Source organism: Bradyrhizobium sp. Mp27, from assembly GCF_029953005.1.
GTDB classification, from domain to species: domain Bacteria; phylum Pseudomonadota; class Alphaproteobacteria; order Rhizobiales; family Xanthobacteraceae; genus Bradyrhizobium; species Bradyrhizobium barranii.
On sequence record NZ_JASAUS010000059.1, the window covers coordinates 20,479 to 43,780 of the forward strand.

The 23,302-nt window shown below is 63.1% G+C and carries 22 protein-coding genes; 14 read left to right on the plus strand and 8 right to left on the minus strand.

Features of this window, described 5'->3' with window-relative positions; genetic code table 11:
• Positions 1–16: 16 nt before the first annotated feature.
• Genes QJT78_RS26540 through QJT78_RS26555 form a run of 4 tightly spaced genes read right to left on the minus strand, consistent with a single transcriptional unit; the run spans position 17 to position 3,631 of the window.
• Positions 17–1,195 (minus strand): alanine--glyoxylate aminotransferase family protein, encoded by a 1,179-nt coding sequence (locus QJT78_RS26540; protein WP_063711500.1) that lies wholly within the window; start codon positions 1,193–1,195, stop codon positions 17–19.
• Positions 1,192–1,689, minus strand: a complete 498-nt coding sequence (locus QJT78_RS26545) for an alpha-IPM isomerase (RefSeq protein ID WP_028151209.1) — start codon at positions 1,687–1,689, stop codon at positions 1,192–1,194. The genes QJT78_RS26540 and QJT78_RS26545 overlap by 4 nt, the downstream gene beginning before the upstream one ends.
• Positions 1,686–2,948, minus strand: a complete 1,263-nt coding sequence (locus QJT78_RS26550) for an aconitase/3-isopropylmalate dehydratase large subunit family protein (RefSeq protein ID WP_038942020.1) — start codon at positions 2,946–2,948, stop codon at positions 1,686–1,688. Before QJT78_RS26550 ends, QJT78_RS26545 begins: the two co-directional genes overlap by 4 nt.
• Positions 2,949–2,950: 2 nt before the next feature.
• Positions 2,951–3,631, minus strand: a complete 681-nt coding sequence (locus QJT78_RS26555) for an RraA family protein (protein ID WP_038942019.1) — start codon at positions 3,629–3,631, stop codon at positions 2,951–2,953.
• A 90-nt stretch (positions 3,632–3,721) separates the two neighbouring features.
• On the opposite strand from QJT78_RS26555, the gene QJT78_RS26560 reads away from it, so the two are divergent.
• Positions 3,722–4,456: a helix-turn-helix domain-containing protein gene (locus tag QJT78_RS26560; protein ID WP_049807412.1), complete on the plus strand. Its 735-nt coding sequence runs from the start codon at positions 3,722–3,724 to the stop codon at positions 4,454–4,456.
• A gap of 231 nt (positions 4,457–4,687) precedes the next feature.
• Here QJT78_RS26560 and QJT78_RS26565 read toward each other — a convergent pair whose 3' ends face one another.
• Together QJT78_RS26565 and QJT78_RS26570 are read right to left on the minus strand one after the other, a co-directional pair.
• Positions 4,688–5,275 carry an ANTAR domain-containing protein gene (locus QJT78_RS26565; RefSeq protein ID WP_028151206.1) on the minus strand — a complete coding sequence of 196 codons (588 nt, stop codon included), beginning with the start codon at positions 5,273–5,275 and terminating at the stop codon, positions 4,688–4,690.
• On the minus strand, positions 5,272–6,447 hold the full coding sequence (locus QJT78_RS26570; RefSeq protein WP_028151205.1) for a transporter substrate-binding domain-containing protein: 1,176 nt from the start codon (positions 6,445–6,447) through the stop codon (positions 5,272–5,274). The genes QJT78_RS26565 and QJT78_RS26570 overlap by 4 nt, the downstream gene beginning before the upstream one ends.
• A gap of 409 nt (positions 6,448–6,856) precedes the next feature.
• Here QJT78_RS26570 and QJT78_RS26575 point away from each other — a divergent pair, with 409 nt between their 5' ends.
• From QJT78_RS26575 to QJT78_RS26615, 9 genes are all read left to right on the plus strand, one after another.
• A complete protein-coding gene (locus QJT78_RS26575) occupies positions 6,857–8,257 on the plus strand; it encodes an amidase (protein ID WP_028151204.1) in 1,401 nt (466 codons plus the stop codon).
• A 17-nt stretch (positions 8,258–8,274) separates the two neighbouring features.
• Positions 8,275–9,273 (plus strand): acetamidase/formamidase family protein, encoded by a 999-nt coding sequence (locus QJT78_RS26580; RefSeq protein WP_028151203.1) that lies wholly within the window; start codon positions 8,275–8,277, stop codon positions 9,271–9,273.
• A 58-nt stretch (positions 9,274–9,331) separates the two neighbouring features.
• Positions 9,332–10,549: an urea ABC transporter substrate-binding protein gene (locus tag QJT78_RS26585; protein ID WP_085965488.1), complete on the plus strand. Its 1,218-nt coding sequence runs from the start codon at positions 9,332–9,334 to the stop codon at positions 10,547–10,549.
• Positions 10,550–10,647: 98 nt separating this feature from the next.
• On the plus strand, positions 10,648–11,514 hold the full coding sequence (locus tag QJT78_RS26590) for a branched-chain amino acid ABC transporter permease (RefSeq protein WP_028151201.1): 867 nt from the start codon (positions 10,648–10,650) through the stop codon (positions 11,512–11,514).
• Positions 11,515–11,526: 12 nt separating this feature from the next.
• Positions 11,527–12,600 carry a branched-chain amino acid ABC transporter permease gene (locus QJT78_RS26595; protein WP_281460361.1) on the plus strand — a complete coding sequence of 358 codons (1,074 nt, stop codon included), beginning with the start codon at positions 11,527–11,529 and terminating at the stop codon, positions 12,598–12,600.
• A 2-nt stretch (positions 12,601–12,602) separates the two neighbouring features.
• Positions 12,603–13,322 (plus strand): ABC transporter ATP-binding protein, encoded by a 720-nt coding sequence (locus QJT78_RS26600; protein ID WP_028151199.1) that lies wholly within the window; start codon positions 12,603–12,605, stop codon positions 13,320–13,322.
• Positions 13,312–14,037 (plus strand): ABC transporter ATP-binding protein, encoded by a 726-nt coding sequence (locus QJT78_RS26605; RefSeq protein WP_038942017.1) that lies wholly within the window; start codon positions 13,312–13,314, stop codon positions 14,035–14,037. The genes QJT78_RS26600 and QJT78_RS26605 overlap by 11 nt, the downstream gene beginning before the upstream one ends.
• Before the next feature lie 47 nt (positions 14,038–14,084).
• Positions 14,085–14,846, plus strand: a complete 762-nt coding sequence (locus tag QJT78_RS26610; protein WP_028151197.1) for an SDR family NAD(P)-dependent oxidoreductase — start codon at positions 14,085–14,087, stop codon at positions 14,844–14,846.
• Positions 14,847–14,932: 86 nt separating this feature from the next.
• A complete protein-coding gene (locus QJT78_RS26615) occupies positions 14,933–16,336 on the plus strand; it encodes an amidase (protein WP_028151196.1) in 1,404 nt (467 codons plus the stop codon).
• Positions 16,337–16,477: 141 nt separating this feature from the next.
• On the opposite strand, the gene QJT78_RS26620 is transcribed toward QJT78_RS26615, so the two are convergent.
• Positions 16,478–16,927, minus strand: coding sequence for an IclR family transcriptional regulator C-terminal domain-containing protein (locus QJT78_RS26620; protein WP_281460362.1), 450 nt, complete (start codon positions 16,925–16,927; stop codon positions 16,478–16,480).
• A gap of 415 nt (positions 16,928–17,342) precedes the next feature.
• On the opposite strand from QJT78_RS26620, the gene QJT78_RS26625 reads away from it, so the two are divergent.
• The 3 genes from QJT78_RS26625 (at position 17,343) to QJT78_RS26635 (ending at position 21,169) form a co-directional block, all read left to right on the plus strand.
• Positions 17,343–18,923, plus strand: coding sequence for a sugar ABC transporter ATP-binding protein (locus QJT78_RS26625; RefSeq protein WP_038942015.1), 1,581 nt, complete (start codon positions 17,343–17,345; stop codon positions 18,921–18,923).
• Positions 18,920–19,912, plus strand: a complete 993-nt coding sequence (locus tag QJT78_RS26630; protein WP_038942014.1) for an ABC transporter permease — start codon at positions 18,920–18,922, stop codon at positions 19,910–19,912. The genes QJT78_RS26625 and QJT78_RS26630 overlap by 4 nt, the downstream gene beginning before the upstream one ends.
• A 105-nt stretch (positions 19,913–20,017) precedes the next feature.
• Entirely contained in the window at positions 20,018–21,169 is a 1,152-nt protein-coding gene (locus QJT78_RS26635) for a substrate-binding domain-containing protein (protein WP_028151193.1), read from the plus strand.
• An 80-nt stretch (positions 21,170–21,249) separates the two neighbouring features.
• Here the strand turns inward: QJT78_RS26635 and QJT78_RS26640 are convergent, their stop codons facing one another.
• Positions 21,250–22,044, minus strand: a complete 795-nt coding sequence (locus tag QJT78_RS26640) for a DeoR/GlpR family DNA-binding transcription regulator (protein WP_028151192.1) — start codon at positions 22,042–22,044, stop codon at positions 21,250–21,252.
• Positions 22,045–22,383: 339 nt separating this feature from the next.
• Here QJT78_RS26640 and deoC point away from each other — a divergent pair, with 339 nt between their 5' ends.
• The gene (gene deoC / locus QJT78_RS26645; RefSeq protein WP_240537472.1) at positions 22,384–23,301 is read left to right on the plus strand and encodes a deoxyribose-phosphate aldolase; all 918 of its coding nucleotides are present in this window, start codon (positions 22,384–22,386) and stop codon (positions 23,299–23,301) included.
• The last annotated feature ends 1 nt before the right edge of the window (position 23,302 follow it).

A 23,302-nucleotide genomic window follows, 5' to 3' on the forward strand; every position in this document is an offset into this window, starting at 1 on the left:
TGGGTTCAGCGATTGCTCATGCGGTTGCGGCGAGGTACTCGGTGGCCGCCTTGAGCCCGGCGCCGGGTTCGATCGGCAGGCCGAACTTCGTGAGTGCGTCCTCGAGATGCAGAAGGTCGGTCAGAATGGTCCCCGCGCTCAAAGCACCCATCGTGCCAAACCGGATGACACGGCCGGAGAGACGGTTGCGGGCGCCTGCGATCACTGTGCGGTGATCCTGGTAGAGCTGCCGCACGATGGCTCCGCCTTCGAGCCCGTCGGGGACCTTGAAAACCACGACCGTGTTCGAGCGTGGCTCATCGCGGCAAAAATCTGCGAGTCCGAGCGCCGCGCCGCCGGCGCGCAGCGCGGCGGAGAGCTTCTTGTGGCGCGCGAGTACATTGGCGAAGCCTTCCTCGTGCATCATCGTCAAGGCCTCACGCAGGCCATAGATGAGGCTCACCGGTGCCGTGAACGCGGTCTCGTTCTGCTCCGCGGATTTCAGCGCGCGACGGAAATCCCAATAGAAGGCCGATCGCTGCTCGTCCTGCCCGATCACGCGCCACGCCTTGGCGCTGACGCTGGCAAGTGCGAGGCCAGGCGGGCACATCAAGGCCTTTTGCGAGGCCGAGACGACGATGTCGACGCCCCATTCGTCCTGCCGCATCGCGATGCCGCCCAGACCGCTGACGGAGTCTGCGATGAGCAGCGTTGGCCGGTCGCGCACCAGTGCGCCGAGCGCCGCGAGATCGGCCACGATCCCGGTCGAGCTCTCATTGTGCACGACGACGACGGCGCGGTAGGCGTGCTCGCGCAATCGGGCTTCCACCGCGGCGACATCGATCGCCTGGCCCCATTCGATCGCGACCGTGTCGACGGTGATGTTCATGGCCTTGGCGATCGTGGTGAAACGCTCACCGAACTGACCATGCTCGACTACGAGGATCCGATGGCCCGGTCCAGCCACGTTGACGAGCGCAGCCTCCATAACGCCGGTTCCGGAGCTCGCAAAGAACAGGATGCGGTTCGTCGTGCCTAAAATCGGGCGGATCATCTCCTCCGCCTCGCCGATTGCAGTCCGGCATTCGGGTCCGCGATGGTTGACCATCACCCGAGCCATCGCCTGCCGCACCCGCTCGGGCACTTCGGTTGGACCGGGAAGCCGAAGACGGTATCCCGTCGAAGCAATGGCGTTCGGAGTGTCTGTGGTCGTCATAGCTTGAAGTCACCGTTTTGACGCATGTAGGGAACGAGGCCGCCCGCGCGCAGGATCGCCAGCATGATCGGCGGCAGCGGCTCCGGGCTGAGCGTCTCACCGCTGCGTTCGTTGCGGATCGTGCCGGTGCCGTCGGAGATCAGGATGTCGCCCTCGCGAATCCCGCCGGTTTCGCAGACAAGCGGCAGCAGGCCGTTGTTGATCGCGTTGCGGTAGTAGGTGCGCGAGAAACTTCGCGCCATCACCGCCGGAATGCCGGCCCCGAGCACGGTCGTCACCGCAACCTCCATCGCCGAGCCGCAACCGAAATTCTTGCCCGCCACCAGGATGTCTCCCGGTTGAACAGAAGCTGCAAAGGTCGGATCGACATGCTCGAACAGGAATTGCCTGAGAACGGCGGGGTCGAGGCTCTCCCGCTTGCGGGTCGAGCTGATGATCGAGTCGGTGTTGACGTCGTCGCCGACAAGTCGCGCGCGTCCTCGCAGGGCTGTCATCGCGACACCTCGCGAGGATCGGTCACGACACCGCGCGTCGCGGCGGCTGCGCAAGCGGCCGGGGAGGCGAGGTAGATCGATGCCTTGGCGTTGCCCATGCGGCCCTTGAAGTTGCGGTTGGCGGTGGAGATCACCGAAACCCCGTCGCCGGGGATCACCCCGCAGGTCCCGCAGCAGGAGCCGCAGCCCGGCTCGACCACGGTGGCGCCGAAGCCGACCAGGGCGTCGAGCGTGCCGTCGGCCGTCATGGCGTCGCGGACCTCGCGCGATGCCGGCGTGACCACGAGCTGCACGCCGGGTGCAACGCCTCCACCCGCCTCGAGCACCGCGAGAGCCTGATGGAAGTCGCGTAACCTGCCGCCGGTGCAGGTGCCGAGATAGACCATCTGTACCGGCGTGCCGGCCGCATCCTCGAGCGCCACGACCTGATCCACCAGATGCGGCAACGCGATCCGCGGCGTGAGGGCGTCGAGCGCGATCTCCACGGTCCGGCTGTAGTGCGCATCCGGATCCGCTGCGACCGGTTCGAAAGCCTGGCCGGTGCGGCCGTGCAGATAGGCGACGGTTTCAGCATCGGCCGGGAAGATGCCGGTCTTCGCGCCCATCTCGACCGCAAGATTGCTCAGGACGAGGCGGTCCTCCAGCGCGAGGGTGGCGACACCCGGTCCTGCGAATTCGAGTGCCTGATAGGCGGCACCGTCAGCGCCGAGCATGCCCGCGAGGGCCAATGCGATATCCTTCGCATAGACGCCGCTCGGCAGTTGTCCGGTCAGGACGACGCGGATCGAATCCGGCACGCGCAGCCAGATCCGGCCACACAGCATGACCGCGGCGAGATCGGACGAGCCGATCCCGGTCGCAAAGCAATTCAGTGCCCCGTATGTCACGGCATGGCTGTCGGCTCCGACGACCAGACCACCCGGCAGAGCGCGGCCCGTCTCCACGATGAGCTGGTGACCGATTCCTTCGCCAGCTTCATGCAGCGTGACGCTGAACCGCCTGGCGAAGTCCCGCATCACGCGATGCAGCTCGATCGTCTGCGGGCTTGTCGGCGGCACGTAATGGTCAAGCGCAAAGACCAATCGTGCGGCATCGCGCACATTCTCTCCGCCCATCGCCTTGAAATAGTCGAGCGCCATCGGGACCGAACCGTCGGTGCCGAGCGCGCAATCGACCTCGCAGACCACGAGGTCCCCGGCGTGCGCATCCTGCCCGGATTTTCGAGCGAGGATCTTCTCGGAGATCGTACGCCCGACCATCGCTAGACCTCTGGCATCTCGCAGCCGAGACGGCGGAGCGAGGCGTCGACCCAGCTACGATCGAGCCTACCGGCCTCGATCGCCGCCATTTGCTTGGTCTCGGCAGACTGCTTGGCTTCGGCTGCCTCGATCACCGCTCGGCAATCGTCGATGGCGACGGCTAGCACGCCGTCGTCGTCGCCCAGCACCAAATCGCCGGACTGGATGACCATGCCGCCGATCGCGATCGGTCCGTTGATCTCGCCCGGACCGTCCTTGTACGGACCGCGATGGGTGACACCCGCCGCAAAAACGGGAAGGGGGTTTGCCCGGATCGCAGCGGCATCGCGGATCGCGCCATGGATAACGATGCCGGCGACGCCGCGCCGGGCGGCCTGCGCGAGCATCATCTCGCCGAAGATTGCGTTGCTGAGGTCGCCGCCCGCATCGACCACGATGACGTCGCCGGCAACCGCGATGTCGAGCGCTTTGTGGACCATCAGATTGTCGCCGGGGCGCGTCTTCACGGTCAAAGCGGGACCGGCCATGCCGCCAGCCGAATGCATCGGCCGGAGCGTGGCGCCGCCCGCGGCCATGCGCGACATCACATCGCTGATGTTGGCGACCGGAAGGGCGCGAGCCCGTTCGACCCATTCGCCTGCGACAACACGCTTGCGGGAAAGGATCCTGAACCCTACGGCCATATCAACCCCATTGAAAATGGAACGACGTTACGCATAGTGTAACGGTGACGAGCCGAGGTCAACCGAAAATCGGCAGGACAGGGATTTTCAATGCCCAAGACGCAAGGGGTCGCCGCCGTGCAACGGGCGTTGGCGATCCTGGATACCTTCGCTGGAGCCGGGTCGCGCAGCCTGGCCGACATCGCCAAGATCACGGGCTTGGCGAAACCGACCGTGATGCGCTCGCTGGTGTCGCTGGATGAAGCCGGCTACGTCGTCCGCCTCAGCGACGGCCGCTACGCGCTCGGCGCAAAGACATTCCAGCTCGGCACCACCTATCGGGCCAATTTCAATCTCGAACAGCATGTGCTGCCGGTCCTTCAGCGGCTAAGCCAGGAGACGTTGGAGAGCAGTGCGTTCCACGTGCGTGAACGCGATAGCCGGCTCTGTCTGTTTCGGGTGGATTCGCCGCAGCTCGTGCGCGACGTCGCGCGGCCCACAAATCTCGCGCCACTCGATTTGACCTCGACGGGACAAGTGCTGCGGACGGCGCGCTGGGCAGACCGCACGGATGGCGGCGTGCAGGTCTTCGTCAGTTCCGGAATCTACGACGCTGTGACGGCCTCCCTCTCCACCGCCGTTTTCGGCCACGACGGAGCGCTGGTGGGCGCCATGACCGTGAGCGGCCCAATCGAACGCATCCGTCAGGCCGACCTCCAGGCGCTGGCGTCCCGGCTCACCGACGCCTCGTATCGGCTCTCACTTGTGCTCGGCGCGCCATTGCCCCGCGAGGTCGGCGCGCCGCGGATCATCAGTCTGCCATCGGCCGAAACAGGCTCTCCCTGACGCCGCCCCGTTCGGGGCAGGGCACTATTTCGACCGGCACGCTCGTGAATGGACTCCGCTCAGGTCTTGTACGGACTGGAGAGACTGGACTCAAAGCTCGCCTCGGCAACTCTGAACGCGGTCACGATGTCCTCGCGAAACTTGAGCCATTCGGCGTAGATCAGCCTACGCCTCACCATTGCCGGTAGGTCAGGCGTAGTGCGGTGAGGAATGCGCACGTATGGAAGTGAGCTAGCCGGTTGCGCGCGGGAGCATGCCCTTGGCGGTAATCTCCGCCGAAAGCTCTTCGATCGTCTTGCGTTGTTCCATGGCGGCTTTGCGAATCAGCGCAAAGGCGGCTGGTTCTGCGAGCGCGTGCGAGTGCATCACCTGGAGAACGGCGGCGAGCACGACGCGACGCGACCGAAGACGCTGCTCGAGCTTGACCACCTGCTGCTTCAATTCGTTGGTGCGTTCGCTTCGCTCGATTGCCATGACGAGCGCCGCGTAGATGCCGGCTGAGCGCAACGGCTTGACCAGGAACGAGGCCGGATCGAGCTCGAACACTAGCTTTAGCCGGCTTGGCGTTTCGGTGCCGAGCAGGGCGATGACCGGGCAGCGTCCCAGGAACGCGCGTCGTGCCGGTTGTGTCAAAGGCAGGAACTCGTCATCGATCAACGCCAGATCCGGCGCGAAGTCGATCGCCTCTGTCGGCTCCCACGCGATGCTGTCGACCCCAAGACGCTCGAACTGGCGTCGCACGATGGTTGCGTCGCGTTCGTCCTTGATGGCGACGATTGCCTTGCGTCCGCGCAGCGAAAATGAAGACGGTCTGCTCATTTTACAACCCGCAAATGCGGCGCATTCGGCAATGCGCCGCCCGCCGAGGTCTCCCTCGAAGGGCTGACAGCAACGTCGAGCTGCGTCAGATAAGGATCAGGCTTAACAGGCGCGTCGGCTTCCCAGAAGATATCAAACTGTCCTCGCGGATTGGAAACGGCAAGCCGCGGTGTAAGGACGCAATGATTGTTGCCGCCGTCGATCCAGACCGGTCCTTGCGGCGAATTGTAGCGATGGCCGGCCGCGGCGCGCCGCACCTCGGCGATACTCGATGTGCCAGCGCGCTGCAACGCGCGCGCCAACAGATAGACGGCGACATAGGCGGACTGCCCGTCGACCGAGGGGCTGCTGTCGTCGCCATAGCGCGCCTTCCAGCGTGCAACGAATGCGCGGTTCTCCGGCAGGCGGATGCTCTCGAAATAGGCCGATGACGTGATGCAGCCGGCCGACGCCGGTCCGACGATCGACAGTTCCGGTTCGCACAGGCTGCAGCTCAGCATCGGAATCTCGAGCCCGGCGGCCTTGGTGCCGGCGTGGAAGGCGCGAATGAAATCGTAGCTCGAGCTTCCGACCAACGTGTTGAACACGATCGGCGGCTTGCGGCGGACGATCTCGTCGACGATGTGCCCGACGGCGCTTTCGCCGAGTTCGAGCAGCCGTTCGGCCAGGATGTGGCCGTCTGCCGCGCTGACCAGCTCCCGGGTGACGCGATTGGTCTCCCATGTCCAAACGTAGTTGGAGCCGACGCAGAAGATCTCCCGGGACAGATTGTCGAGCACGTACCGGACGAGCGGCAGGACGTTGTGATTGGGCGAGGCGCCGACATAAATGACGTTGTCGGAGCACTCGAAGCCCTCGTAGCGCGCAGGATACCAGAGCAGGCGATCGGTGCGCTCCACGATCGGCAGAACTTGTTTGCGCGACGCCGACGTGTAGCAGCCGATGATGTGCTCGACGCCGACATTGCGGATGAGATCGTCGCAGACCGTATGGTATTCGGAGATGATGCCGCGAGGATCGCGGATATGAGCGGCAATCGAGAAGCCGAACTCCGTCTGGTTGTTGATCTCGTCGACCGCCATCATCGCGCTCTTGAGGATCTCGCGGCCCATAGCCTGATATGGCCCGGACTGCGAGCAGATGATGCCAACGGGAACAGACGGTTTTGTCATTGACGACTTTCGGTAGTGCAACGCGAAGATGAAATCATCATCGGCGATGACAGTGCAAGTGGCTTGCCGTTTTGCTGCGCAGCACTATCGAAATTTAGGCAGAGAGCATCGTTGACAATGCGATGGGCAGTTACTTAGACTTTTCTCCTACAGGGCTACCTGTCGAACCTCGCGTGCGCCGATCTGGCCGATGACGTCCAGCTCCTTGCACTAAGTGCTTCGTTCGATTGCGGCCCCTAAGCGATAGATCATAGCCGCGGCATTTGAGCCATTCGTCGCCTCATTCGGGAGGGACGGGTGGCTTTTTTCGTTTGCCGCCAAGGAAGCTGGCGATGCGTCCGCGTCGCCAGAACGGTGACGCATGCGCGGAGACGACCGCGCGTCACATCGAGTGTGAGGATGAAGAACGATGGCGGCAACAGATCTCCACTATCTCGGACTCGTCGACGTCGGGCGGAAGATCCAGGCGAAGGAGCTGTCGCCGGTCGAAGCGACCAAAGCGATGCTCGGGCGGATCGAGAAGCTCGACGGCAAGCTCAAGAGTTTCGCTTATGTGATGGCTGACTCGGCGCTCGCGGACGCTGCCACGGCCGAGAAGGAGATCGCTTCCGGCAAGATCAAGGGGCCGCTGCATGGTGTGCCAGTGGCGGTCAAGGATCTCTGCTGGGCCAAGGGCGCGCCGGCGGCCCATGGCATGACGATTCATCGAGATTTCCGTCCCACCGAGGATGCAACGGTAGTTGCGCGGTTGAAGGATGCCGGCGCCATCATCCTCGGCAAGCTGCAGCAAACCGAAGGCGCCTACGCCGATCATCACCCGAAGATCGACCCACCGAAGAACCCGTGGAACGCGGATCTCTGGCCCGGCGCATCCTCGAGCGGCTCCGGCGTCGCTACCGCGGCGGGCCTCTGCTTCGGCTCGCTCGGCACCGATACGGGCGGATCGATCCGCTTTCCCTCCGCGGCTAACGGCGTCACCGGGCTCAAGCCGACCTGGGGACGCGTCAGCCGCTACGGCGCATTCGAGCTTGCGGCGACGCTGGATCATATCGGCCCGATGGCAAGGAGCGCGGTCGATTGCGGCGCCATCCTCGGCGTGATCGCGGGTCAGGACCCCAAGGACACGACGTCGGTTCCGCTGCCCGTGCCTGACTATCTCGCCAGTTTGTCCGGCGACCTTCGCGGCGTGACGATCGGCGTCGACCGGCGCTGGACCAGCGAAGGCACCGATGGCGATGCGGCCAAGGTGTTGACCGAGGGTCTGCGTGTAGCGGCCGATCTCGGCGCGAAGATCAAGGAGATCAATTTCCCCGATCCCAAGGCGGTCATCGACGACTGGTTCCCGCTCTGCGGCATCGAGGTCGCCGTCGCGCACGAAGACACCTATCCCGCGCGCAAGGACGAGTACGGCCCAGCACTCGCTGGCCTGCTCGATCTCGGTCGGCAGCAGTCCGGCATGGACTATCAGAAGATCGTGCTCCGGCGCGAAGCGTTTCGTGGCGCCGTCCGCCTTCTGTTCGAATCGGTCGATCTCCTCGCAGTGCCGGCCCAGGCATTCGCCGCGCCCACGCTCGCCAAGATGGCGTCGCTCGGCGAGGACGCCTCGCTGATCGCGGGCTTGCTTCGCTTCACATGCCCGTTCGACATGACGGGAAGCCCGACCGTGACGTTACCCGGCGGCTTCGCCGCGAATGGCGGTCCGGTTGGCTTCCAGTTCGTCGGTCGTCATTTCGATGAGGCCGGCCTCGTTCGCGCGGGCGATGCGTTCCAGCGCGTTACCGACTGGCACAAGCGTCATCCCGGGATCTGAGTTGAGGAGCCAATCATATGCCCGCAGAAGACTGGTTGAAGAATTCCATCATGGCCAAGCGTGCGGTCGCCAAAGGCGCGACCGGGGCGACGCATAGCCTGACGATCGAAGAGCAGGGCGGCTTCCACTACGTCTACGGTCCCTATGCAAAGCCGACCCTGTCGATCGACCCCGGCGGAGTGGTGGTTGTCGAGACGGAGGATGCGTTCGGCGGTGTGCTCACCAGCGAGAGCGACAGCCCCACCGCCAAACTGAACTTTCCCTATCTGAACCCGCAATGCGGGCCGATCGCAGTTAAGGGCGCCAAGAAGGGCGATTGCCTCGCGATCTACATCCGCGACGTCGAGACCCGCGGCGAGCAGCCGGCCGGCACGACCTGCATTATTCCTGAGTTCGGCGGACTCGTCGGGACGAGCTCGACGGCGCTGCTCAATCCGCCATTGCCGGAGCGCGTGAAGAAGCTGCATGTCGACAGGAACGGCGTGCGCTGGAACGACAAGATTACGCTGCCCTACGAGCCGTTCATCGGTACCATTGGCGTCTCGCCGGAGATCGAGGCAATCTCGTCGCTGCAGCCGGATTACCACGGCGGCAACATGGATCTGCCCGACGTCGCCCCCGGGGCGATCATCTATTTCCCGGTGCACACCGACGGCGGGATGCTCTACGTCGGCGATTGCCACGCAACGCAAGGTGACGGCGAACTCTCCGGCGTGGCGATGGAGCAGCGCGCCACGGTCACACTGCAGGTCGACCTGATCAAGAACTGGAGCTTCGCCTGGCCGCGGCTCGAGACAAGGGACTTCATCATGACGATCGGCAGCGCCCGTCCGCTCGAGGACGCGGCGCGCATCGCCTATCGCGAGCTCGTGCGCTGGATGGCGGCCGATTACGGCTTCGACGAGATCGACGCCTACATGCTGCTCAGCCAGGCCGGCCGCATGCGCCTCGGCAACATGGTCGACCCAAAATACACGATGGGGGCATCGATCCTGAAGAATTACCTCAAGCCATGACATCCAGCCGCTTTCAATAACAGGGAACATGACGATGAATTCGGGACGCAAGTTAGGGATGGTTTTGCTCGGCGCCATGGTCGGCACGGCGGCGGCGATGAGTTTTGCTCGTGCTGCGGAGCCGCCGTTGAAGGTGGGTCTGCTCGAGGACGTGTCCGGCGACCTCGCCTTCATGGGCATGCCGAAGCTGCACGGCTCGCAGCTGGCCGTCGAGGAGATCAACAAGAGCGGCGGTATCCTGGGGCGACAGATCGAGCTGATTCACCTCGATCCGCAGGGCGACAACGCGCGCTATCAGGAGTTCGGCCGTCGACTTCTCAACCGCGACAAGGTCGACGTGCTGATCGGCGGCATCACCTCGGCCTCGCGCGAGGCGCTGCGTCCGATCGTCGATCGCACCTCGACACCGTACTTCTACACCAACCAGTATGAAGGCGGCGTCTGCGACGCCAGCATGATCAGCATGGGCGCGGTGCCGGAGCAGCAATTCTCGACGCTGATTCCATGGATGGTCGAGAAGTTCGGCAAGAAGGTCTATGTCATCGCCGCCGATTACAATTTCGGTCAGATTTCGGCGGAGTGGAACCGCAAGATCATGAAGGATCTCGGCGGCGAGGTCGTCGGCGAGGAGTTCATTCCGCTCGGCGTGTCGCAGTTCGCGCAGACCATCCAGAATATCCAGAAGGCGAAGCCGGATTGGTTGCTCACGATCAATGTCGGCGCTGCCCAGGATTCATTCTTCGAGCAGGCGGCTGCGGCCAACCTCAATCTGCCGATGGGATCGTCGATCAAGGTCATGCTCGGCTTCGAGCACAAGCGGTTCAAGCCGCCGGCGCTTAACAACATGCATGCGACTGCGAATTGGTTCGAGGAGATCGACACGCCAGAGGCTACCGAGTTCAAGAAGCGCTGGCACGCGAAATTCCCTGACGAGCTCTACATCAACGACATGGGCTACAATGCCTATAATGCGCTCTACATGTACAAGGCGCTGGTCGAGAAGGCGAAGTCGATCAAGCACGACGACATGCGCAAGGTCATCGCGACCGGCGACGCATGCATCGACGCTCCCGAAGGCAAGGTGTGCATCGATCCGAAGAGCCAGCACACCTCGCACCGCATGCGCCTGATCTCGGTCGGGCCGAAGCATGAGGTGAAGGTCGAGAAGGACTATGGGACGATCCAGCCGTACTGGCTCGGCGAAATCGGTTGCGATCTCACCAAGAAGAACGACAAGGACCAATACACGCCGAGCCATCTCCCGAAGAAATCGTGACGCCTGACGGGCACGGATTTTGCTCGTATTGAGAGTTGCGCTCTTGGACAAGGCCGGCGCCGCAACGATGCGGCGCCGGGATCGGCAAAGGGACCAAGATGTCGGCTGAAGTATTCTCGGTATTCTATCAGTTCGCCGACGTGTTCGCGTTCCTCATTCTCTCGGCCGCAGGTCTCGCTATCGTGTTCGGCATGATGGGCGTCATCAACATGGCGCATGGCGAGTTCATCATGTGCGGTGCCTATGTCACCGTCGGCCTGGTGAATCTGGGCGTTCCGCTCGCGATTGCCCAGATCCTGGCCGCGCTGACGGCGGGGCTCATCGGTGTCGCCGTCGAGTTCCTGATCGTGCGGCGCTTCTACAAGCGGCCGCTGGATTCTCTGCTCGCCACTTGGGGGCTCAGCCTCATCGTGACGCAATCGATGCTCCTGATTGTCGGTTCAGCCGTGCGGGGCATCGGAACGCCCGAGGGAAGCTTCGCAATCGGCGGCTATACGTTTTCGACCTATCGTCTGGTCCTGTTCGGTTGCGCGGTGGCCGTGCTGGGCGGTCTCTACATCGTTTTCATGAAGACGCGCTTTGGTGTGATCGCCCGGGCGACGATGCAGAATGCGGCGATGGCGAAGGCGCTAGGCGCGCGAACGGGTCGAATCTATTCGATCAGCTTCGGGATCGGCACCGGCCTTGCCGGACTTTGCGGGGCGCTCTACGCGCCAACGATGACGCTGATCCCGACCATGGGGGCGACCTTCGTGGTCGAAAGCTTCGTTACGGTCGTCATTGGAGGGGCAAACGTGCTGCTCGGAACAGCGCCGGCCGCTGTGTTCCTGGCGATGATCCGGATGGCGCTGAACGCGAGCTACGGCCAGATCATCGGACAGATTGGCATGCTGGTCGCCGTTATCTTGATCATTCGGGTGTTGCCCGAGGGGCTCTCCAGCGTTCTGGTCCGTCGTGGACGCTAAAGGGAATTTGTGATGTTCAAGCTGCTGGAAGGTCCGCAGACGCTCGGACGTGGCAAGATCTTCTGGTCCTGCTTCCTTGCAGTGCTCGCGGGCGCACTGACATATCCGCTGTTCGCCGACTCCTATGATGTGGGGAATTTCGCCTATTTCCTGATCTGGATATTCATGGCGCTCGGCCTCTGCCTGATGTGGGGCTATGGCGGGATGCTGTCGTTCGGCCAAACCTTGTTCTTCGGCATCGCCGGTTACGGTTATGGCGTGCTCGCGATCAACATGGGCGGCGGCACCGCAACGATCGCCGCGCTTGCGCTGTCCGTTGTCCTTGCGATGGTGGCGGCCGGCATCCTCGGCTATTTCATGATCTGGGGTGGTATCAACGGCATCTTCTTCGGGATCGTGACGCTGTCTGCGACGCTGGTGCTTGCCTTCTTCCTCGGCCAGACGGCGGGGCCGGAATGGCACATCGGCCCGGCGCGGCTGAATGGCTTCAACGGCATGAAGGGCATGGACCCGCTCGCCGTCGGCGACTTCTATATCGAGGGATCGGCGCTCTACTACGTCATGATCGCGCTGATCCTGATCGTCTATCTCGCGTTGCGCATGTTCGTGAATTCGGGCATCGGCAACGTCATCGTGGCGACGCGCGAGAACCCGCAGCGCGCCGAGATGCTGGGTTATGACGTCCGGAAATACCAGCTCCTGACCTTCGTGATCGGCAGCGGCCTCGCAGGGCTGAGTGGTGCGCTGTACACGTCCTGGGGCCAATTCATCACGCCGTCCAGCATCGGCCTGCCTGCGGCGGCGATGCCCATCGTATGGGTGGCTTTCTCCGGACGGAGCGATCTGACCGCAACTCTGGTCGGATCGTTCCTGCTGCTGTTCGGCTTTCAGACCATCACGGTCTACAGCCAGCAGGCAGCACTCGTGCTGATGGGAGCGCTGCTGCTCGCCACGGTGATGCTGGCGCCGCAGGGTTTTGTGCTCGGCATCGGCAAGCTTGCTGCCGACTGGTGGAGCGGGCGTCGGCGGCGCGATGATGGCCCCGTCATGGCGGAGGCTGGTCGCTTGCAGTCGGAAGAGTCCTGATCATGGCGCTGGTCGAAGTCAAAGGCGTATCCAAGCGTTTTGGCGGATTGACCGCAGTCTCGGACGTCGACCTCACGGTCAACGCCGGCGAGGTCCATTGCCTGATCGGACCCAATGGCGCCGGCAAGAGCACATTGTTCAAGCTGATCGTGGGTCTCTATCCGCCGAGCCAGGGCAGCATCCTGTTCGATACCGTCGACATCACCAAGGAGCGTCCCTACGCACGCGTGCAGCGAGGCATGAGCATCAAGATGCAGGCTCCGAGCGTGTTCAAGGAGCTGCCGGTTCAGCAAAACATCCAGATTGCGCTCCAGGAACGACTGTCCGGCGCGGAACGCATCGCCGAGGAGGATCGCCTGCTGACTCTGCTCAACCTGGGGCCGGACAGCGATAAGCTCGCGGGTGCGCTGTCGCATGGCCAGCAGCAATGGCTCGAGATCGGGATGGCGCTGGCGCTGAAGCCGCAGCTCCTGCTGCTGGACGAGCCGACTGCCGGCATGTCGCCGGAGGAAACCTTCAAGACCGGCGAGCTGATCAAGTCGTTCAATGCAGAGGGCATGACGGTCCTTGTCGTCGAGCATGATATGGCCTTCGTGCGCCAGGTCGCCCAGCGCGTCACGGTGCTGCATCTCGGCAAGATTTTCGCACGCGGCGATCTCGAAAGCATTTTGCAGGACGCGCAAGTCGCGGAAATTTACCTCGGTAAGACGCATGCTCACTGAACCCAATCCCACGGACCGGATTCTGGACGTATCGGAATTATGGGCGGGATACGGCGCGACGCCGATTCTGCAGGGCGTCACCATGTCGGTCTCCCGCGGCGAGATTGTCGGCGTGATCGGCCGTAACGGTGTCGGCAAGTCGACTCTGATGCGGTGCCTGATCGGTTTGCTGCAAACCTGGCGTGGCACGATCAGCTTCATGGAGCAGGACGTAACAAAGCTCGAAGCCGACGCGCGGGCGAGGGCGGGATTCGGCTACATCCCGCAGGGACGCGATGTCTTTCCGCAGATGACCGTCGAGGAAAACCTGCAGGTCGGCGAGTTGATCGGCGGTCCCGGCGGCAAGAAACTGCCTGAACTCGTCTATGAGTATTTTCCGCGACTGAAGGAACGCCGGCGGCAGGCCGCAGGCACGATGTCGGGCGGCGAGCAGCAACAGCTCGCCATAGGCCGCGCGCTGATCGGCAATCCGTCCTTGATGATCCTGGACGAGCCGTCCGAGGGTATCCAGCCCTCGATCGTCCAGCACATCTGCGAGGCGCTGAGATCGTTCCGGAACGAGCTCGGGACCACCATCATCTTCGTCGAGCAGAACCTCGACACGATCCTGGCAATCGCCGAGCGTTGTTACATTATGGAGAAGGGCAAGATCGCGCAGTCGCTGGCGGGTGGCGAGGTTAACGAGGACAATGTCCGCGAGCAGCTCCTGCTCTGAACGGCCGCATGGCATGTTTTCAAGTCGTCAACAGGGAGGGAATGGACATGGATCTGGGACTCAAGGGAGCAAAGGTTCTCGTCACCGGCAGTACCAAGGGGATCGGCAGGGCGATCGCCGACACATTCGCGGCGGAAGGCGCGGATGTCGGCATCTGCGCGCGCAACCAGGCCGACGTCGATAGCGCAGTCGCCGCGATCAAGGCGAAGGGCGTCGCCGCCTTTGGTCGTTCGGTCGATGTCTCCAACGGCCCGGCGCTCAAGGCCTGGGTCGAGGACATGGCCTCGAAGCTTGGCGGCATCGACGTCGTGGTCGCCAATGTCAGTGCGCTGTCGATCGGACAGGACGAGGAGAGCTGGGAGAAGGAATTCTCCACCGACATGATGGGCACCGTACGGCTGGTCAATGCGGCGATGCCGTATCTTGAGAAGAGCAAGGCCGCGGCGATCGTGACCATCTCCAGCGTTTCAGGGCGGGAGGTTGACTTCGCGAGCGGCCCCTACGGCACGTTCAAGGCCGCGATCATCCACTATACGCAAGGTCTCGCCTTCCAGCTTGCCAGCAAAGGCATCCGCGCCAATTCGGTGTCGCCGGGCAACACCTATTTCGAGGGCGGCGTCTGGAATCAGATCAAGGACGGCAATCCCGAGCTGTACAAGACCGCGCTGGCGCTGAATCCGACCGGCCGCATGGGCACGCCGCAGGAAATGGCGAACGGGGCGGTGTTCCTTGCCAGCAAGGCAGCCAGCTTCATTACGGGGACCAACCTCGTGGTCGATGGTGCCCTCACGCGCGGGGTGCAGTTCTAGGCGCTTCTTGAGTAGCGGAGTCACGAGACCGGGCCGTCTGCGGCGCCGGTGGGCGAAACCGTTTCCGACAACAGCAGGGCTGTCAGATGTCAGCAGATCCAATTCACTACAAGTCGATCATCGAAATCTCCGAGCTGTTCCGCCGCGGCGAGCTTCTACCTTCGAAAGTGACCGAGGTGATGCTGGGCCGGATCGCGAAGCTCGATCAGAAGTTTCACGGCTACGCGCTCGTCCTCGCCGAGCGGGCCATGGCGCAGGCGAAGCGCTGTGACGCCGAGCTTGCCAAGGGCATCTGGCGCGGGCCGTTGCACGGCGTGCCGATCGGATTGAAGGATCTCTGCTACACCACTTTCGCGCCAACCGCTGGAGGTACCACGATCCACACCAGGTTCGTCCCCTCCTTCAACGCGACGATCGTGGACCGGCTCGAACACGCCGGCGCCGTCACGCTCGGCAAGCTAAAAATGACCGAGGGCGCCTATACGAGCCATCATCCCGACGACCAAGCGCCGCTCAATCCCTGGGGGACCGACTACTGGGTCGGCTCCTCCTCAAGCGGTTCGGGCGTGGCCACTTCGGCGGGACTTTGCTTTGGCTCGATCGGCAGCGACACCGGCGGCTCGATCCGGTTTCCGTCGGCGACGTGCGGGCTGACCGGGATCAAGCCCACCTGGGGACGTGTGAGCCGCCACGGCGTCTTCCCGCTGGCTGACTCTCTCGATCATGTCGGGCCGATGTGCCGGAGCGCAGCCGATGCCGCGGCCATGCTCGGCGTCATCGCGGGCGCAGACGTCAATGATCCGACCGCCCTTCAGGCGCCGGTGCCGAACTATCTGGCGGGGATCGGTGACGGCGTGCGGGGCTTACGGATTGGCGTGGACCGCAGCTACACGCAGGATGGGATCGATCCGCAGGTGGTCGCCGCCTTGCTGGAAGCGGAGCGTACGCTTGCGGACCTCGGCGCCGATATTCGTGAGGTCAAGTTCCCAGCTTACGAGAAGCTCGTGAGCATGTGGATTCCGATGTGCTCCATCGAGACCGCAGAGGCGCATCTCGAGACCTATCCGTCGCGGAAGTCGGAATACGGTCCCGATCTGGCGCAGCTGATCGAGCAGGGCAGATCGATCCGCGGCGTCGAGATCGCTCAGATACATCATGAGCGGTTGAAGTTCTGCGGCAGCCTCGCGGCGCTGTTCGGCGATATTGACCTGCTCCTGATTCCCACCATGCCCGTGCCGATCCCAACGCTGACCAAGATGGGCGAATACGGCGCCGATCCGAACGTGCTGCTCAGCATCCTGCGCTTCACGGCGGTATTCGACTTCTCGGGCAGCCCGACCATCACGCTACCGAACGGCATCGCGGCAGACGGGTTGCCGCTCAGCATGCAGCTCGTCGGTCCGCATCTGTCCGAGGATATGCTTGCCCGCGCCGGGTATGCTTTCCAGTCAGTGACGGATTGGCATACGCGACGGCCCCTTGGCGAATGAAGATCTTCGGAATTCTAGGATGCCTATCCGAAATCAATCATGGGGCGAGTTCAGAGCGGGGAGACGCTGAGCACGTCGAAACGAAAATTCGTCAGCGGAACTGATGAGCAAGCACAATGGAAGTGGAAGCACCCAAGGGAGTCAGTTGGGTTGCCAGCCGGCCGTCGCCGAGAGAGCCCGCGCGTGGGCGATCAGCGCCGTTGCTGTCGGGCCTTTCAGATCATCGTCGAGAATGCCGATGGGGCCCATCATCGTGATGGCTGCGATCATGAACCCGGCCTGGTCGAAGATCGGCGCGGATAGCGAGGTGAAGTTCGGCAGAAGGGCATCGCGATAGCGGCTGATGCCGTCGCGCCGGATCGTGTCCATCATCTCCTCCACCTCAGCCTTGGTGGTTGGCGCATCATCCACCCGCGTCTCGCGCGAACGTTCCTCCTTGAGCTCTTGATCCAGCATCCCGCCCGTCAGCGAGCGCGGCAGATGTGCAAGAAAATTCGGCCTTGCTGGCCGCGCTCTCCCACGGTTTGCCGAAGTGCATTGATCTCCGGTGCGAGTGTGCTGACCGAAGCTGTCGCAAGGCCATTCCCACATCACGCGAAAATTTCTCACGCGTAGCGCTCAGGTGCGATGCGGGAAGGCATTCCGTCGTCGCAGTGAACGAACGTCGCCCAACAAATTATTGCCATACAGGAGGGGATGCCCAACCTCACCGCTACGGCGCGCTCCCCATTTGATGATCGGGTGCTTGCCGCCAGGACCGAATGGAGCGCGTCGTGAAGCCTTGGTCCGTTCCTGATGTTGAACAGATCCGCGCTGGGAAGGCCGGCTGTCTGTGCTGACGTTCGCAACCGCACAAATCGAGATAGCGCCAGGGTTAGATCCGGCCCCGCGACGCGATCCGCCATTGACAGGTCGGCGGAGATGATAGAATTATAACAAGATAAGTTGCAAAAATAACAACATGTCACCATCGTACCAGCGTCTAGCGGGGCGACGGGAGGAAAGTTTGGAACTGTCCGGTTCGGTTGCAGCAGAACCTCGGTCGTCGACCTCGCTTGTGATGGTCAGTGGCATCAACAAGCGCTTCGGCGGCGTGCGAGCGCTGCGTGACGTCAACCTCGAGGTTCGCGCCGGCGAGGTCCATGCGCTACTGGGCGAGAACGGCGCGGGAAAATCTACCCTGATCAAGATTCTCAGTGGTGTTCATGCCCTCGACAGCGGCACGATCGAGATCGCCGGCAGGCCGGTGGAATTCGACAGCCCGGCGAAGTCGCGCGAGGCGGGGATCGCTGTCGTTTATCAGGATCTCAGCCTCGTCGAATCCTTGAGCGTTGCGGACAATCTGTTGCTCGGCCGTGAGCCGCGTGCGCGTTTCGGTTTCGTCCGGCAGCGCGCGCTGATGGCCAGGGCCGAGGCGTTCCTGAACGCGCTCGGCATTCCCCTGGATACGAGAGCGGCCGTCGGCTCGCTGCCTTTCGCCTATCGCCAGATGACGGAGATCGCCAAGGCGTTGATGGGCGAGGTCCGGCTTCTGATCCTCGACGAGCCGACCTCCTCGCTGACATCGGATGAGGTCCGGATCCTGTTCGATGCGATCGGGAAGGCGACGCGCCGCGGAGTCGGCGTGATCTATGTGACCCATCGGCTCAATGAGGTGTTCGAGATCTCGCAGCGCGTCACGGTGCTGCGCGATGGCGCGAACGCAGGCACGTTTGTCACCGCCGAGACCGACATGAAGCGGCTGGTGAACGCGATCGTCGGAACCGATCGATCGGCACCCACGGGCCCGCGCACCGAACCTGTCGCGAAGCGTGAATTGGATCCGTCGCCGGTTCTGTCGCTGTCCGACGTCTCCAACGACCGGCTTCGCGCCGTCGATCTGTCCGTGCTGAAGGGCGAGATCCACGGCCTCGCCGGATTGATCGGCAGCGGCCGCACGGAGATTTTGGAGACAGTGTTTGGCCTCCGGCCGCTCGAGAGCGGCGCAATCGAGATCGAGGGCCGGCGATGGCTGCCGCGAGGGCCTGCCGATGCGATCGAGCAGGGCATCGCGCTGGTGCCGGAAGACCGGCATGTGCAGGGTCTGGTCCTGGACCATTCGATCGAGCGAAACGTCACCTTGCCGCGAATTCCCCATTTCTCGCGCTGGGGCTGGATGCAGCAACGCGCCGCCGCCAGGCGTGCGGAAACCGCGGTCGCCAGGCTTTCGGTGAAAGCGCCGGGCGCGTTCAGCCTGGTCAGGACGCTCTCCGGCGGCAACCAGCAAAAGGTCGTGTTCGGAAAATGGAATGATCCGCGGCCGCGCGTGCTGCTCCTGGATGAACCGACGGTCGGCGTCGACGTGGGCGCACGCGAGGAAATCTATGCCGTGATCCGGAATGCCGTCCGCGACGGCAGCGGGGTCCTGGTCGTCTCGTCCGATCTCGTCGAATTGATCGAGCTCTGCGACCGCATCTCCGTGATCGTCAACGGGCGTGTGGCTCGTACGCTGTCGCGCGGCGAGATCGATGATGCCGAAGAGCTGCATCATCTCCTCCAAATGTACCAGGCCTCCGGGCCGGGCCACTTGCAAGAGCTTCCCGCATGACCGAACTGACTGCTCCCAACGTGGTCGCCTCGTCGACCCGATCTGATCGCCGCCGCAAGATTCTCCAGAATTTGCTGCGGGGCGAGCGGCCGTACATGCTGTACATCGCCTTCGTGATCCTGCTGGTCGTGTTCAGCCTGTCTTCGCCCTGGTTTCTCTCGGTCGACAATTTCCTGAACATCGGGCGCCAGACCACGCTGGTGTCGATCATCGCGGTCGGCATGACCTTCATCATCATCGCGCGTCAGATCGATCTGTCGGTTGCCTCGACATTGGCGCTGTCAGGCATGGCGGCCGCTCTCGCGATGAGCCAGATCAACAATAGCTGGATCGTGGGTGCCGTGGCCGGGCTCGGCACCGGTGCGCTCGTCGGGCTTCTCAATGGCATCCTGACCACGCAGCTATCGATCCCGTCGTTCCTGGTGACGCTGGGCTCGCTGAGCATGGCGCGGGGACTGGCGATGATGGTAACCAACACCAAGCCGGTGATCATCACCAACGAGACCTATTTCGCGATCTTTGGCGAAGGCACGTTCCTCGGCATACCGGTTCCGATCGCCTGGACTTTGGCGGCGATGATCATCGGCATCCTGCTGCTGCACTACAATGTGTTCGGCCGGCGCATCTATGCGGTCGGTGGCAACCCGACCGCGGCGCTCAATTCCGGCATCAACACCAAACGGATCACGACTGCGGCCTTTGTCCTGACCGGCACGCTGGCCGGATTAGCGGCGCTGGTGCTGTCGGCGCGTTCACATGCCGCGCGGCCAGATGTCGTGCAGGGCATGGAGCTCGACGTCATCGCCGCGGTGATCCTCGGCGGCTGCAGCCTGTTCGGCGGGCGCGGCTACATCCTGGGGACGCTGTTCGGCAGCTTGATCATTGGCACGCTCAACAACGGCCTTGTTCTGCTCGGCGTGAGCTCGCCGATGCAGCTCGTGATCAAGGGCGCGATCATCGTTGCCGCGGTTGCTTTCACGAAACGCTAGTCGACGTCAGGCGCAGCGCATGAACAACAAGTTCATTGCGCTGCGCGGGTAGGGGCAAGGTCGCTGGCCCTCCGGTGAATCGGCGACCAAAAAATGGAGGAAACAATGAAACCAATCTTGCGACAATCCTTGCCTTTGACTGCGTTGGTGGCCGCTGCCGCCCTCTCGATGATCCCGTCGGCTCGCGCCGAAGTGCCCGCGACCTGCGTCAAGGGTGTCGATCTCGCGAAGCTCGGGCCGAGGTCGATCGTCGGCCAGGGACCCCATGGCGAAAAGGCGGCTTCCCCCGAGGTGCTCGCGCTGTCGGAGGCCGACGCCGCCAAGATCAAGGAGAAGAACTTCAAGGTCGGCATCTCCATGCAGACGGTCAATCTCGACTGGTCGCAGCTCCAGATCCAGGGCATCACCGATACGCTGAAGAAGTACGGCGTGACGGTGACGGGCGTCGCGTCCGCCGAATATCAGGTGGACAAGCAGATCGCCGATATCGAGAACACGATCCAGCAGCATCCGGACGGCATCATTTCGATTCCGGTCGATTTCACCGCGACCGCGCCGACCTACAAGAAGATCGCCAAAGCCGGCATCAAGCTCGTGCTGATGGACAGCATCCCGACTGGTCTGAAGCATCCCGAGGAATATGCGACGATGGTCTCGGCCGATAGCCAGGGCAACGGCCAGATCGCGGCACAGATCCTGGCATCCTGCGTGGCGCAGGGCGGCACCATCGGTCTCGTCAATTTCGGCGTCGACTATTTCAGCACCAACGAGCGCACCAAGGGCGTGCGGGAGTGGATGAAAGCAAACCGGCCCGACATCAAGATGAAGCAGGTCGACTTCACCGATCCGCCCAAGGTCTCGCAAATCGCGGGCGACTTCCTGACCGGCAATCCCGACGTCAAGGGACTGTACGCGGTGTGGGATCAACCGGCGCTCGACACGCTGAGCTCGATGCGGGCTCAGGGCATCGATATTCCCATGACGACGGTCGACCTCGGTCTGCAATCGGCGATCGAGATTGCCAAGGGCGGGCCGCTGAAGGCGACCGGCTCGCAGCGTCCCTACGACCAGGGCGTCGCCGAGGCGATGGCGATGATGAACGCGCTGCTGGGTAAGGAAACGCCTGGCTGGATCGGTGTGCAGTCGCTGCCGGTGACGCAGTCGAATGTGCTGGAGTCCTACAAGACCGTATTCAAGAAGGACCCGCCGGCCGAGCTGACGGATGCCTGCAAAAAGGCGAAGCCCGCCTGCAACTAGCCTGAAACAGCGATGCGCGATCCACCGAGACCGCGCATCGCTCAGTAAGCCTGATCCGGGCGAACCAGCCCCCGTCCGGATCAGGCCGTGCTGGTGACGTATTCGACAGGAAGGCTGCGGAAGTGCTTGCGCGTGTCTGCCGACACGGAGCCACCGACGATGATCCGCGAGAATGAGCTGACGTCGGAGAAGAACGCCGGCTTGAGGCTACCGAGCTTGCTGGCGTCGACCACGAGGACGCTCTCCATCGCGGTAGCGATGACGGCCTGCTTGATGGCGACTTCGTGAAAGTTCGAGCAGCTGGCGCCGCGGGTCCAATGCAGGCCGCCGGCCGAGATGAAAGCCTTGTTGACCCCGAGCCGCCGCAGGTAGGACAGGCCGTCATCCGACGAGAACGACTGCGACGACGGATGGTAGAGCCCGCCCATCAACATCACCTGCGTCGCTGGCCGGTGGGTGACGATCGAGGCGACGTTCAGCGAATAGCAGATCACCGAAAGAGGCATGTCCTCGGGCAGGCAATCCGCCAGCGACTGCATCGTGGTGCCGCAGTCGATGAAGATGGTGTCACCTTCCTTGATCGAGGCGGCTGCGGATCGGCAGGCGAGGCGCTTGTCCTGTGTGTGCTGGTCGATTTCCTGTTCGAATGTGTATTTGATCCCGGTCGGCGACGCCGCGTTGACGACGTAGCCGCCGAGCAGGGCGAGCGCCGCCTCGGGCCCGGCAAGGTCGCGCCTGACGGTCATCTCCGACACCTTCAGCAGCTCTGCGGCGTCCTTCAGATGCAGTGCGCCGCTCGTCTCGACGGCGCGTCGCAGCCGTTGCAGCCGTTGGACGCGGGTCTCGCTGGGGCGTGCGGTCGGTGTTTCAGTCATTTTCGTCACCGAGCTTGCTTATCCGGTTGACAATGATCTTACAATTATGTGAGTTTAGCAACGTCAATCTGTTACAATAATAACATTGGCCCGAAGGGTGTTTCGCTGTCGGCGACGCGCGGCAGCAGAAGCGCCGGCGGCCAAGGGATGGGAGGATCGCATGTTGCAATCGGCACATTCAGTCTATCTGCCGTTTCAGCCGATTCGCTAGCATTGCGCGGCGTACCGATGGCGCAGGGCCTCTTGATATCAAATCCATCCGCGGTGCCGGCGCAGCCCCATGCGCGGGATCACAATCATCCGCATCCGATCGCGCGCAACAGCGGCCGCGCGCTCGAGATGGACTGGGTCGATGATATCCGGATCAATCTGTCCGCCGCCGAGCGCCGCGTTGCGAGCTTGCCGGGCCGGCGCACCGTCAAGAAGGACGCGCAGGCGGGGTGGTTGCTCAAGGCGATCACCTGCATCGACCTGACGACACTCAACGGCGACGATACGGCCGAACGGGTGAAGCGCCTCTGTGCCAAGGCGAGGGCCCCGATACGAAGTGACCTCGTCGAGGCACTCGGTTTTGCCGGGCGCCGGCTGCACACGGGCGCGATCTGCGTCTATCACCGCTTCGTCGCAACCGCGGTCGAAGCGCTCGATGGGTATGACATTCCGGTCGCTGCGGTTTCGACTGGATTTCCGGCAGGCCTCGTGCCTCACGATCTGAAACTCAAGGAGATCGAGGCGTCCGTCAGGGACGGTGCGCAGGAGATCGACATCGTCATCACGCGTGAGCATGTGCTGACCGGAGATTGGCGCGCTCTCTACGCCGAGGTCCGGGATTTCCGCGCAGCCTGCGGCGATGCGCATCTGAAGACGATCCTGGCAACCGGCGACCTCAAAACGCTGCGCAACGTCGCCAAGGCGTCGATGGTCTGCATGATGGCCGGCGCTGACTTCATCAAGACCTCCACCGGCAAGGAAGGCGTCAATGCCACGCTGCCGGTGACGCTCGCGATGCTGCGCATGATCAGGGTCTATGAGGAGCGCACGGGCTTCAAGATCGGCTTCAAGCCGGCCGGCGGAATCTCGACGGCGAAGGATGTGCTCAACTACCAGTTCCTGATGAAGGAAGAGTTGGGGCGCGATTGGCTCGAGCCGGATCTGTTCCGCGTCGGCGCCTCGAGTCTGCTCGCCGACATCGAGCGCCAGCTCGAGCATCACGTCACCGGCCGCTACTCGGCCTTCAACCGTCATCCCGTGGGCTGAG